General features: G+C 67.8%; 13 protein-coding genes. 8 read left to right on the forward strand and 5 right to left on the reverse strand.

The features are described 5' to 3' along the window. Positions 1-9 precede the first annotated feature (9 nt). Complete coding sequence (locus AC13F7_RS09390; RefSeq protein ID WP_482999953.1) at positions 10-1,080, reverse strand: L,D-transpeptidase; 1,071 nt, start codon at positions 1,078-1,080, stop codon at positions 10-12. Between the two features lie 395 nt (positions 1,081-1,475). Beyond that, positions 1,476-1,751 (reverse strand): ComEA family DNA-binding protein, encoded by a 276-nt coding sequence (locus AC13F7_RS09395; protein ID WP_123728576.1) that lies wholly within the window; start codon positions 1,749-1,751, stop codon positions 1,476-1,478. Positions 1,752-2,004: 253 nt separating this feature from the next. On the opposite strand from AC13F7_RS09395, the gene AC13F7_RS09400 reads away from it, so the two are divergent. Genes AC13F7_RS09400 through murU form a run of 4 tightly spaced genes read left to right on the forward strand, consistent with a single transcriptional unit; the run spans position 2,005 to position 5,612 of the window. Further along, positions 2,005-3,498, forward strand: coding sequence for a M20 family metallopeptidase (locus AC13F7_RS09400; RefSeq protein ID WP_482999954.1), 1,494 nt, complete (start codon positions 2,005-2,007; stop codon positions 3,496-3,498). Between the two features lie 60 nt (positions 3,499-3,558). Next, positions 3,559-3,828: a GlsB/YeaQ/YmgE family stress response membrane protein gene (locus AC13F7_RS09405; protein WP_019185648.1), complete on the forward strand. Its 270-nt coding sequence runs from the start codon at positions 3,559-3,561 to the stop codon at positions 3,826-3,828. Between the two features lie 57 nt (positions 3,829-3,885). Beyond that, positions 3,886-4,911, forward strand: a complete 1,026-nt coding sequence (locus AC13F7_RS09410; protein ID WP_482999955.1) for an aminoglycoside phosphotransferase family protein — start codon at positions 3,886-3,888, stop codon at positions 4,909-4,911. Then, a complete protein-coding gene (murU, locus tag AC13F7_RS09415; protein WP_482999956.1) occupies positions 4,908-5,612 on the forward strand; it encodes an N-acetylmuramate alpha-1-phosphate uridylyltransferase MurU in 705 nt (234 codons plus the stop codon). The genes AC13F7_RS09410 and murU overlap by 4 nt, the downstream gene beginning before the upstream one ends. A gap of 105 nt (positions 5,613-5,717) precedes the next feature. On the opposite strand, the gene hda is transcribed toward murU, so the two are convergent. From hda to AC13F7_RS09430, 3 genes are read right to left on the reverse strand one after another with little or no spacing between them, the layout of a single operon-like run. After that, the gene (gene hda, locus AC13F7_RS09420) at positions 5,718-6,428 is read right to left on the reverse strand and encodes a DnaA regulatory inactivator Hda (RefSeq protein WP_482999957.1); all 711 of its coding nucleotides are present in this window, start codon (positions 6,426-6,428) and stop codon (positions 5,718-5,720) included. Beyond that, positions 6,425-7,597: an AI-2E family transporter gene (locus AC13F7_RS09425; RefSeq protein WP_482999958.1), complete on the reverse strand. Its 1,173-nt coding sequence runs from the start codon at positions 7,595-7,597 to the stop codon at positions 6,425-6,427. The genes hda and AC13F7_RS09425 overlap by 4 nt, the downstream gene beginning before the upstream one ends. Next, positions 7,594-8,712 carry a DUF2066 domain-containing protein gene (locus AC13F7_RS09430; protein ID WP_482999959.1) on the reverse strand — a complete coding sequence of 373 codons (1,119 nt, stop codon included), beginning with the start codon at positions 8,710-8,712 and terminating at the stop codon, positions 7,594-7,596. The genes AC13F7_RS09425 and AC13F7_RS09430 overlap by 4 nt, the downstream gene beginning before the upstream one ends. Positions 8,713-8,850: 138 nt before the next feature. On the opposite strand from AC13F7_RS09430, the gene purM reads away from it, so the two are divergent. From purM to AC13F7_RS09450, 4 genes are all read left to right on the forward strand, one after another. After that, entirely contained in the window at positions 8,851-9,876 is a 1,026-nt protein-coding gene (purM, locus tag AC13F7_RS09435) for a phosphoribosylformylglycinamidine cyclo-ligase (RefSeq protein ID WP_483000147.1), read from the forward strand. A gap of 5 nt (positions 9,877-9,881) precedes the next feature. Continuing rightward, the gene (locus AC13F7_RS09440) at positions 9,882-10,367 is read left to right on the forward strand and encodes a hypothetical protein (protein WP_483000149.1); all 486 of its coding nucleotides are present in this window, start codon (positions 9,882-9,884) and stop codon (positions 10,365-10,367) included. Then, positions 10,364-11,017: a phosphoribosylglycinamide formyltransferase gene (purN, locus tag AC13F7_RS09445; RefSeq protein ID WP_482999960.1), complete on the forward strand. Its 654-nt coding sequence runs from the start codon at positions 10,364-10,366 to the stop codon at positions 11,015-11,017. Before AC13F7_RS09440 ends, purN begins: the two co-directional genes overlap by 4 nt. Before the next feature lie 68 nt (positions 11,018-11,085). Next, positions 11,086-11,862 (forward strand): DUF3108 domain-containing protein, encoded by a 777-nt coding sequence (locus AC13F7_RS09450; protein WP_482999961.1) that lies wholly within the window; start codon positions 11,086-11,088, stop codon positions 11,860-11,862. The last annotated feature ends 1 nt before the right edge of the window (position 11,863 follow it).

Here is an 11,863-nt window from a genome sequence, read left to right on the forward strand (position 1 = left end):
AGGCAACCCTTACAAAGTGGACCCACCGGCATCGGATTCCAAGACAGGCTGCAGGTTCTGTTCATCGGCCACCGGGCGTACCGCTGGCAGGCTCGTCACCAGCAACGTGGTGCCGGGCACCAGCACGCCGTACAGCTGCTCGGCGAATTCCGGCGGCAGGGCCATCGGAAGACTCGGCGTGGCGAGCAGGTCCGGGGTGGCATTGGCGGCGGTCTGGCCCAGCAATGGATAGGCGGTCCAACGGTGCAGCGGGCGGTGCGGGTCCAGCGGGCTGGGGTTGTCCTGGTAGCCCTGGCCCATCACGAACAACGTGGTGCCCTCGAACGCCGGCAAGGCCTTGGCCTCCAGTCGCGATTCGCCGATCAGCACACCATCGCGCAGCACGTACAGGCGCTGATCGTGCAGGCTGACCAGGATGCCAACCTGGCCGGCCGGTGCGGCCGCATCGTTCCAGTAGTGCGCGGGCGCGTCGGTGCTTTCTACCAGCGGCTTGCCGGTGCTGCTGACCGGCGCCAGCACGGCCGGATAGGCCAGGGTCATCGGCGCGCTCTTGGCATCGGCCACCACGACGGTGTCGCCGCGATGGGTTTCGCCGAACAGCTTCTGCGCGAACGCCTGAGGCAATCGCACGCAGCCGTGCGAGGCCGGATGCCCGGGCAGGCTGCCGCCGTGCAGCGCGATGCCGTCCCAAGTCAGGCGCTGCATGTAGGGCATCGGGGCGCTGTTGTAGAGGTTGGATTTGTGGTCCTTGTCCTTCTGCAGGATCGTGAACACACCGGTCGGGGTTTCATGCCCGGTCTTGCCCGAGCTGATCGTGCTCATGCCGATCGCGATGCCGTTGCGGTACACGTAGGCGCGCTGCTCATCGAGGCTGACCACCAGCACGATCGGGCCGGCCGGGGAGATTTCCGGATGCCAGAGGAATTCGCCGGGCTTGAGATCGATCGGCCCGCGCGGGGCCTGCGTGGTCGTGGCTGCCGTCTGCGCCGCGTTGGCGGCCGTGGCGGCCGTGGCGAGGAGCATCCCGGTCGCCAGAAGCGTCCCGAGCGCCAGACTCAACAGCGTGCTGCGTACTGCCATGTCATGCATCCATTCGAAGAGATGCGGTCACGCTACACGAACTGCCGGCACGCGATCGCGAAACCCCGCGATCCGTTTCAGCCGCCCCAAAAAGCATTGCCCGGCCACACCTCCTGTGCGAACCGGGCAATCGATACATCCTTGTCGGCATCCCGCCTTCCCCCTGTGCATCCTGCCCAGTCTGGGTGCCGGCCATGCGTCCTGCACTCGGCCGTATATGCTTCCGCCATCTCAGCCCTTCCCGGGGTCTGGATGCCACCATCCTGGTGGGTCCGCGCCAGTCCTTCCGCGCCGCCTCCCTGCGTGCTGCGTCCGTGCAGCTGTCGGTGCCGCCGCGGCGTCCTGCCGTGGCGACCAGTGACCGGCATCCTGCCTGTCCCGACCTGTCCTGTTTTTCAGCGCCTTGGTACGGAGGCCGGCGCTGCCCTCCTGGGCGGTGCCTCGGCCGGCGCCTGCCTGGCCCCGGTCGTCATCCGTTGTCGATTCCGTTCGACGGTAGCTGTCCCTATCCCCTTCACCCGCGCCAGATCCTCGACGTGTACGAAAGGGCCGTGTTGTCGCCGGTACGCGACGATCGCCTCGGCCTTCATCGGCCCCACGTTCGCCAATCCCTGCTGCAGCGTCGACGCATCCGCCGTATTGATGTTGATCCGATCGGCCGCGAAGGCCATTCCGCTCAACAGCAGTCCCAGCACCAGCGCCCTGCACGAAAACCAAGGTCCCACTGTGCAACTCCTTGTGGCTCGGAACCGGCCCCTGCCGGCAATCCTGTCGAAGGTTCCAGCGTCCCTCGCCACATACACACAGCCTATCGTCCACAGCGCCTTCACACAGCAGGCCTAACACCCGACGTGATGTAGGGAAATACCTACCCCAGCGCAGGCGTAGAATGGCGGGACTTGTCAAAAGCACTCCGGAGTTCAGATGGACAGCGCCAAGCTCGGCCAATTCGTCAGTGAAAAGTGGGACAACGAGATCGTCCCGCAATTGGTCGATTACATCCGTATCCCCAACAAATCGCCGATGTTCGACGCCGATTGGGTCGCCAACGGCTACATGGAACAGGCCGTCACCCTGATGGAAACCTGGGCCCGCGCCCAGAACCTGCCCGGGCTGACCGTCGAGGTGGTGCGCCTGGAAGGCCGCACCCCGCTGCTGCTGCTGGAAATCCCGGCGTCCGGCGCCGAGACCGGCGACGACACCATCCTGCTCTACGGCCACCTGGACAAGCAGCCGGAAATGACCGGTTGGGACGACGATCTGGGTCCGTGGATCCCGGTGCTGCGCGGGGACAAGCTGTACGGCCGCGGCGGCGCCGATGACGGCTATGCGATGTTCGGTTCGCTGGCGGCCGTGCTGGCGCTGCAGGAACAGGGCCTGCCGCACGCGCGCTGCGTGATCCTGATCGAAGCCTGCGAAGAATCCGGCAGCTACGACCTGCCTGCCTATGTCGATCACCTGGCTGAGCGCATCGGCAAGCCGTCGCTGGTGGTGTGCCTGGATTCGGGCTGCGCCAACTACGACCAGCTGTGGTGCACCACCTCGCTGCGCGGCCTGACCGGCGGCAACTTCTCGGTCAAGGTGCTCAACGAAGGCGTGCATTCCGGCGACGCCTCCGGGGTGATCCCGTCCAGCTTCCGCCTGCTGCGCCAGCTGATCTCGCGCATCGAGGACGAGAACACCGGCCGCATCCTGATCGACGGCATGAATGTCGAGATCCCGGCCGAGCGCCAGGAGCAGGCCAAGCGTGCCGCTGAAGTGGTGGACACCGCGATCTTCGAAAAATTCCCGATGGTCGACGGCCTGCGCCCGATGAACGACGACCTGGCCGAACTGGTGCTCAACCGCACCTGGCGCCCGGCGCTGTCGGTCACCGGTGTGGACGGCCTGCCCCCGCTGGCCTCGGCCGGCAACGTGCTGCGCCCGCATACCGCGGTGAAGCTGTCGCTGCGCCTGCCCCCGACCGCCGACGGCAAAGCCTGCGGCGAGCTGCTCAAGGAAGCCCTGCTGCGCGATCCGCCGAACGGTGCGGAAGTGAAGCTGGACCTGGAGAAGGCCTCCAGCGGCTGGAACGCCCCGGCGATGGCGCCGTGGCTGACCCAGGCGATCGACGATGCCAGCCAGACCTTCTTCGGCAAGCCGGCGATGTACATGGGCGAAGGCGGCTCGATCCCGTTCATGGGCATGCTCGGCGAGAAGTTCCCGGGTGCGCAGTTCATGATCACCGGCGTGCTCGGCCCGCATTCCAATGCGCACGGCCCGAACGAGTTCCTGCACATCCCGATGGGCAAGCGCGTGACCTCGTGCGTGTCCAAGGTGATCAGCGAGCATTACGCGGCCAGCCTGCGTGGCGAGACCAGCGGTTCGCCGGTCGCCGCTGACAGCGGCACCCGTCACGGCGGCCACGGCTGCTGCTGACGTTGGCGGACGCAGCCTGGCCTTGCTAGGCTGCGTCCACCTTCTACTGACGTCTTTGGCATGAACGGACTGTTTGGCAGCACCAGCTGGCTCTACATCATCCTGGTCGGCTTCGTCGTCGGTCTGCTTGGGCGCTTCTTCATGCCCGGCAACAACCGCATGGGCTGCCTGCTGACCATCGTGCTCGGCATCGTCGGCGCCCTGCTGGCCGGCTGGTTCGGCCAGTACATGGGCTGGTATGCCCGCGGTGAGCCTGCCGGTTTCATCGGCGCGATCCTCGGTGCGGTCGCGGTGTTGGCCGTGCTCCGGCTGTTCAGCAGCAAGCGCTGACCGTCGCCCTCTCTTCTTTCCCGCGCGCCATCCGGCGCCGCTTCGACGTACCCGTCCATGAACGATCCTGCTTCCGATCCGCTGCGCGCTGACCTTCGCCGGCAGTGGACCTGCGCCGCCCTTGGCGATCCGGCCACCGCCCTCGACCGTGCCTCGGTCGATGCCGGTTTCCGCAGCTACTGGCGCGCCACCAGCGCGCGCGGCAGCCACATCGTGATGGATTCCCCGCCCGGGCTGGAAGATGTGCGGCCGTGGCTGCGCATGCACGACCTGCTTGAGCCCAACGGCGTGCGCGTGCCCCAGGTGCTGGCGCGTGATGAGGACAACGGCTTCCTGCTGCTGGAAGACCTCGGTGGCCCGACCCTGGCCCGCCATATCGACACCGACAATGCCGATGCCTGGTTCGATGCCGCCTTCGCGCAGTTGATCCGGCTGCAACAGATTCCCGTGCCCGAGGGCATGGGCAGCTTCGGCGAGGCGCTGCTGCAGCGTGACGCCGGGCTGTTCGACGAATGGTTCCTGCAGCGCCACCTCGGCCTTGAACTGGACTGTGGCGAAGTGGAAAACCTGCAGCGCATGCACCGCCTGCTGATGGACAACGCGCTGCAGCAGCCGCAGGTGCTGACCCACCGCGATTTCATGCCGCGCAACCTGATGCCCATCGAGGGTGGCCCGGCGGTGCTGGATTTCCAGGACCTGGTACGCGGGCCGATCGCCTACGACCCGGTCAGCCTGTTCAAGGATGCGTTCCTGAGCTGGCCGATCGAACGCGTGGACGCGTGGCTGGCGCGCTATCACGCGCTCGCCCTCGCCGCCGGTCTGCCGGTGCGGCCGTGGCCGCAGTTCCTGCGCGACGCCGACTGGATGGGCGTACAGCGCCATCTGAAAATCCTCGGCCTGTTCGTGCGCCTGCGTGACCGCGACGGCAAGGGGCACTACTTCGAGGATGCCCCCCGTTTCATCCGCTATCTGGATGAAGTGCTGCCGCGCCATCCTGAGCTGGCCCCCCTGCACGACCTGTTCGAGCTGCGCATCAAGCCGGCGCTGGCCCGCATCGCCGAACCGGTGCAGGCGCGCCCATGAAGGCGATGATTTTCTCGGCCGGCAAAGGCGAGCGCATGCGCCCGCTGACTCTGCACACGCCCAAGCCACTGCTGGTGGCCGGGGGCAAACCGCTGATCGTGTGGCATCTGGACCGGCTCGCGGCCGCCGGCATCGAAGAGGTGGTGATCAACACCGCTTGGCTCGGTGATCAGTTCGCGCCCGCACTCGGCGACGGTGCGCGCTGGGGCCTGCGTCTGCACTTCATCCATGAAGGCGATGTGCCGCTGGAAACCGGCGGCGGCATTCTCAACGCATTGCCGATCCTCGGCGATGCGCCGTTCCTGGTGATCAACGGCGATGTGTGGACGGATGTCGATCTCGCCACGCTGCCACACGCGCCCACCGGCGATGCGCATCTGGTGCTGGTCGACAATCCGGCCCAGCACCCGCGCGGCGACTTCATCCTGCACGCCGATGGTCGGGTCAGCGATGACGGCGACAGCGCGCGGCTCACCTATGCCGGTGTGGGCGTCTACCGCCCGGCGATCATCAACGGCTGGCGCGCGGTGATCGGCGAAACCGCCGGTGCCAGCGCGACACCCCCACAGTTCGGCCTCGCCCCGCTGCTGCGGCATGCGATGGCGCAGAACCGCGTGACCGGCCAGCATCACGCGGGTCGATGGACGGATGTGGGCACGCCGGAGCGGCTGGCGCAGCTGGATGCAGAACTGAACGTCTGACGCCGCCAGGGTAGCGCCACGCCACGCGTGGCCGAGGCATCGCGCCGCCCGGCACCAACACATGCATCCACGCATGGCGTGGATCCACAGGCCGCTTGCGGACGGTTACAGCAGGTGCGGGCCGTCTTCCAACACCTGCCGCAGGAACGGCACGGTGATGCGGCGCTGGGCCGCCAGCGATTCGCGGTCCAGCCAGTCCAGCAGGCTGACCAGGTTGCCCAGCTCACGGCCGGTACGGGTCAGCAACCATTCAATCGCCGCTTCATCGATCGCCAGCCCACGGCGTGCCGCGCGCTCGCGCAGCACCGCCGCGCGGCCTTCATCATCCAGCGGCTGCAGCACCACGCGCACGCATTGCTGCAGACGTGAGCGCAGGTCCGGCAACACCAGCCCAAGCTGGTCCGGGGCGTGCTGTGCGGTGTACAGCAGGGTGATGCCCGCCGCGCGTGCGCGGTTGTGGAAATCAAACAGCGCCACTTCGTCTTCGCGCTGCCCGGCCACCGCATCCAGCCCGTCCAGCGCGACCAGATCGCGGCCTTCCAGCGATTCCAGCGCGGCGCGCGTGCGCCCCACCACCGCCTTCAGCGGCAGATAGGTCGGCTGGCGGCCAGCCTGCTCGGCCAGCGAGCACGTCGCCAGCGCCTGATGCGTCTTGCCGGTGCCCGGCGCGCCTTCCAGATACACCCAGTCATCCGCGGCGCCCACGGCAATGGCGCGCAGCTGCGCCAGCGCGCCGTCCGGCGCACCGATGAACGTCTCCAACCGCTCGTCCTGCGGGTAGCGCAGGGCAAGCGGCAACTGCGGAACGACACTCACTGTGCGTCCGGCCCCTTCGGGGTGCCCACGATGACGATCTCGGGCTTGTCCACATAGGCATCGAGCACGATCGCCGATTTCTCACCGGCGTACAGATCGCTCTGGCGATAGCGCTGATGTGCATAGCGCAGCAGCACGTTGCTGACTGCCGCTACCGGCAGCGCCAGCAGCATGCCGAGGAAGCCGAACAGCTGGCCACCGGCCATCACCGCGAAGATCACCGCCACCGGGTGCAGGCCGATCTTGTCGCCGACGATGCGCGGGGTCAGCACGTAGCTTTCCAGCAGCTGGCCCACCGTGAACACCACGCCGACCAGGATCAGCAGCTTCAGATCGAAGCCCTGCGCCTGGACCAGCGCGGCCACGACGGCCATCACGATGCCGGTGGTCGCGCCCAGGTACGGGATGAAGCTGATCAGGCCAGCCACCAGGCCGATCAACAGGCCCAGCTTCAGGCCGACCAGCGACAGGCCGGCGGCGTACACCACGCCCAGCGCGATCATCACCAGGAACTGGCCGCGGATGAACGCGCCGAGCACTTCATCCGACTCACGCGCCAGGTTGGTGATGGTGCCGACGTGGTTGCGCGGAATCATCGAAGCCACGCGCTCGACCAGCTTGTCCCAGTCACGCAGGAAGTAGAACGCCAGGATCGGCAGCAGCAGAATGTTGACCACCCACGTCACCATGGTGAAGCCCGAGCGCTGCACGTAGCCGAAGAAGGTCTTGGCGAAGCCGCCGGCCTGCTGCCAATGGCTGCGCACCCATTCGATCAGCCGGTCCGGGTCCATCCACTGCATGACCTCCAGCCCGGTCTTCTGCTCGAACCACGGGATGCCTTTTTCCATCAGCCACTGCTGTGCCTGCGGGATCGCCGCCACCAGCGTGGCGACCTGGCGCTCGATCATCGGCACCAGGATCAGCAGCGCGCCGGTGATCAGCAGGATCATCGCCACGAACACCAGCACGACGCCGGTGTTGCGCGAGCGTCCGGTCGCCTCGATCCGGTCGACCAGGGGATCACCCAGCCAGGCCAGCGCCAAGGCCAACACGAACGGCGTGAGGATCGGGCCGAGCAGCCAGATCACCCAGCCGGCGGCGAGCGCCACCAGGACATATTTCAACCGCCTGAGGAACTGTGCGATTTCCGCTTCGGGGGTGAGGATCATCGCAGGCGGTACTCGTTGCTGGCAGGCGGCGGCAGGGCCGAGGGGGAGGTTTCATCGATCGGCACCGGCAGCGGCGCGGTCGGCGCGATCACGCCGTTGTCGCCCAGCATGCGGTTCAGGCCGGCCAGGCCGGTGGTCATCTCCAGCGACAGCTCCAGGCGATCGCCCGAGGCGCGCACCGGGGTGACGTTGCGGACCACGGCGGTCTCACGCAGGCCGGCGGCCAGACGCATGTAGTCCTCGGCACTGTTCAGGCCCAGCACCACGATGGTGTACGTGCCGGCCGCACCGGTAGCGGCACCGGCCTTGGCATAGCGGCGGACCAGCGCATCGGCGGCGCCATCGGCACCCCCGGCCATGGCGCGGCGGGCGTCACTGTCCTTGGTGGTCCACTTGTTCAGTTCCTTGCCACCATCGACGAACACCCAATCGGCCACCCAGCCGCTGCCCTGGCGGTACAGCTTGCCGATCAGCTGCATCGGCGGGGCATAGCGCGAGGAGGCGCGGGCCACCGCGGCGGTGTCCTGGCGCCAGATCGCACCGACCAGTGCCTGCTCGGCCGCGCTGCCCGTGGGCAGGCCCAGCTTGTAGCCACGCTCGATGGCACGGTTGAGCAGCGGGCGGGCCGCATTGGCCTGCTGGACGGTCACCAGGCGCGGGCCGGAGCCATCATCGATGGCCAGCCAGATCACCGGCTTGGGTCGCGGCTGCGGCCACAGCGGCAGACCGAGGGCCGAGATCAGGCCGTCGACGTCATCCTCGCGGAACCGGGCGACCAGAATCGTGCGGTAGCTCGGCGCGCCACCGGCCGAGGTGCTCTGATCCTGGCGGTAGTCATAGCTGGCCACGTAATCCTTGGCATTGCGCAGGGCCTGCATCACCCCGGGGCGGCTCATCACGCTGCGGTCGCCCGAGAGTTTGGCCAGCACATTGCCCAGCGCCCGGGACAGGGCACCGTTGCGGTCCGAATCGGCCTGGCTGTTGACCGGGACCTCGGCCTCATAAGCGCCACTGGCACTGGCCACATCGCCTTCGGTGCGCAGGCCGCTCTGGGCCATCGAGGCCACCGGCAGGCACAACGCGAGGAACATCATGAAAAAGAGGCTGCGGCGCATCAGGACTTCCATTGAGCGTATCCGGGGGGAATTGTTGCCCGAATAGGGCCTGCGCGCCAACGTGGCCTGTTAAAATCGCGCTTTCACCCCAGCGCAGCGCCGACGCCCGTGACCAATTCTCCGTCCAACCCCTCTCCCCTGACCTACCGCGACGCCGGTGTCGACATCGACGCGGGCAATGAGCTGGTCGAGCGCATCAAGCCGCTGGTGAAGCGCAGTTTCCGCCCGGAAGTCATGGGCGGGCTGGGTGGCTTCGGCGCCCTGTTCGACCTCTCCAGCAAGTACCGCGAGCCGGTCCTGGTCTCGGGCACGGACGGCGTGGGCACCAAGCTGAAGCTCGCACAACAGCTGGGCCGCCACGACACGATCGGCATCGATCTGGTCGCGATGTGCGTGAACGACGTGCTGGTCCAGGGCGCCGAGCCGCTGTTCTTCCTGGATTATTTCGCCACCGGCAAGCTGGATATCGACACCGCGGCGGCGGTCGTGGGCGGCATCGCCAACGGCTGCACCGAGGCCGGTTGCGCGCTGATCGGCGGTGAAACCGCTGAAATGCCGGACATGTATGCCCCGGGCGAGTACGACCTGGCAGGCTTCACGGTCGCCGGCGTGGAGAAGAGCGAACTGAAGGACGGCGCCAGCGTGGCCGCCGGTGACGTGCTGATCGGCATCGCCTCCTCCGGCCCGCATTCCAACGGTTACTCGCTGGTGCGCCGCATCTACGACCGCGCCGGGCAGCCGGCCGATCTGGAGCTGGACGGTGGGGTCAAGCTGGTCGATGCGCTGATGGCGCCGACCCGCCTGTACGTCAAGCCGATCCTGGCGCTGTTGAAGACCCACGGCGCGGCGATCCACGGCATGGCCCACATCACCGGTGGCGGCCTGACCGAGAACATCATCCGCGTGGTGCCCGACGGCCTGGGCCTGGACATCAACGCCGACGCCTGGACCCTGCCGCCGGTCTTCCAGTGGCTGCAGAAGGAAGGCGCCGTGGCCGACAGCGAGATGTGGCGCACCTTCAATTGCGGCATCGGCTTCGTGCTGATCGTGGCCGCCGACCAGGCCGCCTCGGTCGGCGCTGCGGTGGCCGCACAGGGCCTGGAGCACTGGACCATCGGTGAAGTCACCCGCGCCGACGGCGCCGAACGCGTCAAGATCGGTTGAGCCAGATGACGGAGCCCGGCCCGGAGTTCCCTGCCCACCCGCCGTCGCTGCCCACCGCAGCGGCGCCGGCCGTGCCGGCCGCGGCGGTGGATACCTCGCAGCTGCAATTGCTGTCGGTCTTCCACTATGTGGTGGCCGGCCTGACCGCACTGTTCTCGCTGTTCCCGCTGATCTACCTGTTGATGGGGGTGGCGGTGATCTTCGCCGCGCCGCCGCCGCTGGCGCCCGGGGAGGCGCCGCCCCCGTTCGATCCGCGCCTGCTCGGCTGGGTGTTCGTGCTGATCGGCGGCCTGGGCTGCGCGGCCGGGCTGGTGCTGGCCGGTTACATGGCCTATGCCGGCCGCTGCCTGGCACAACGCCGGCGCTACCTGCTGTGCATGGTGGTGGCCGGTATCGCCTGCATCTTCATGCCGTTCGGTACCGCGCTGGGGGTATTCACTCTGGTGGTGCTGTCGCGCCCCGCGGTCAAGGCAGCGTTCGAAGCCGCATGAGCAGCCGCATCGCCGTGCTCGCCTCCGGCCGGGGCAGCAATCTGCAGGCCATCCTGGACGCCATCGCCGCACAGCGGCTGGATGCCCAGGTCGTGGCCGTGCTCTCGGACAAGCCGGAGGCCTCGGCCCTGCTCAAGGTGGGCCCGGATCAGCGCTGGGCACGTTCGCCAAAGGACTTCCCGGACCGCGCCGCCTTCGATGCGGCGATGGCCGATGCGCTGGACGCCTTCGCGCCGGACTGGATCGTCTGCGCCGGTTACATGCGCATCCTCGGGGCCGCCTTCGTGGCCCGGTTCGACGGCCGCCTGGTCAACATCCATCCCTCGCTGCTGCCGCGCTACAAAGGGCTGCACACGCATGCGCGTGCGCTGGAGGCCGGTGACGCCGAGCACGGCGCCAGCGTGCACTTCGTGGTACCCGAACTGGATGCCGGCACGGTGCTCGCCCAGGCCCGCGTGCCGGTCCAGACCGGTGACACCGCCGAGGCGCTGGCCCAGCGGGTGCTGGCCGTGGAGCATCCACTGCTGATCGCCAGCCTGGCGCTGCTGGTCAGTGGGCGCGTAACTGAACAGGCAGGTCAGCTCCAGCTCGACGGTCACCCTCTGTTTAGCCCGCTGCGCCTAGATTGCGCCGGACAGCTGAACCGATAAGGCTCGCGCACACACGCTGCTGATCCCGGCGCTGGCATCCTCTCCCCCTCCTTCCCCGACCGGCCCGCATGAGAACGCCTTTGTTCAAGCCCGTGCTGCTGATGGCATCCCTGCTGTGCACCGCCGCCCTTGCCCACGCGCAGGAAACGGCGACGCCCCCGTTGCCCGCCCTGCCCGCCATGGCCTGGGAGGCACCGCCGCTGCAGCCGTTCACCGCCACCTACCAAGCCCTCTACAAGGGCAAGCAGGCCGGCGATGCCACCATGCGTGTCACCCACACCGGCGGCCAGCAGTGGCGCGTGGACATGCAGGTGGTCGGCCGCAGCGGCTTCGCGAGCGTGCTCGGCCTGAACCTGGAGCAGAGCACGGTGTTCGAGAACCGCAACGGCACCTATGTGCCGTTGAGCCAGAGCACCGTCCGCAAGGGCTTGTTCCTGGGCAAGAAGGTCACCGGCACCTACGACTGGCAGGCCGGCACCGCGCAGTGGCTGGGCGATCTGAAGAAGGAGCGCCGCCAGCCGATCCCGCTGCAGCCGGGCGACCAGAGCGCGCTGCTGCTCAACCTGGCGATCATGCGCGATGCGCGTCCCGGCGGGCAGATGCATTACCGCTATGTGGACGTGGGCCGCGTCCGCCAGCACGACTATCAGGCCGCGCCGGACACCGAGAACGTGCCGGTTGGCGATCTGTCCTACAACGCGCTGCGGGTGTATCGCACCAACGGCGGCAATGACGAAACCATCCTCTGGATCGCCAACGGTGTCCCCACGCCGGTGCGCATCCTGCAACGCGAAGATGGCGAAGATCGGATTGATCTGCGCCTGATCGAATACCAAGGAGTCTGAG

This window comes from Stenotrophomonas sp. K-6 (assembly GCF_056861555.1).

Coding starts and splice junctions, on each gene's coding strand:
- AC13F7_RS09440 (WP_483000149.1), top strand. CDS start 9,882: ATGACGGAGCCCGGCCCGGAGTTCCCTGCCCACCCGCCGTCGCTGCCC.
- AC13F7_RS09395 (WP_123728576.1), bottom strand. CDS start 1,751: ATGGCCTTCGCGGCCGATCGGATCAACATCAATACGGCGGATGCGTCG.
- AC13F7_RS09400 (WP_482999954.1), top strand. CDS start 2,005: ATGGACAGCGCCAAGCTCGGCCAATTCGTCAGTGAAAAGTGGGACAAC.
- AC13F7_RS09405 (WP_019185648.1), top strand. CDS start 3,559: ATGAACGGACTGTTTGGCAGCACCAGCTGGCTCTACATCATCCTGGTC.
- AC13F7_RS09410 (WP_482999955.1), top strand. CDS start 3,886: ATGAACGATCCTGCTTCCGATCCGCTGCGCGCTGACCTTCGCCGGCAG.
- AC13F7_RS09390 (WP_482999953.1), bottom strand. CDS start 1,080: ATGGCAGTACGCAGCACGCTGTTGAGTCTGGCGCTCGGGACGCTTCTG.
- purN (WP_482999960.1), top strand. CDS start 10,364: ATGAGCAGCCGCATCGCCGTGCTCGCCTCCGGCCGGGGCAGCAATCTG.
- AC13F7_RS09425 (WP_482999958.1), bottom strand. CDS start 7,597: ATGATCCTCACCCCCGAAGCGGAAATCGCACAGTTCCTCAGGCGGTTG.
- murU (WP_482999956.1), top strand. CDS start 4,908: ATGAAGGCGATGATTTTCTCGGCCGGCAAAGGCGAGCGCATGCGCCCG.
- AC13F7_RS09430 (WP_482999959.1), bottom strand. CDS start 8,712: ATGCGCCGCAGCCTCTTTTTCATGATGTTCCTCGCGTTGTGCCTGCCG.
- AC13F7_RS09450 (WP_482999961.1), top strand. CDS start 11,086: ATGAGAACGCCTTTGTTCAAGCCCGTGCTGCTGATGGCATCCCTGCTG.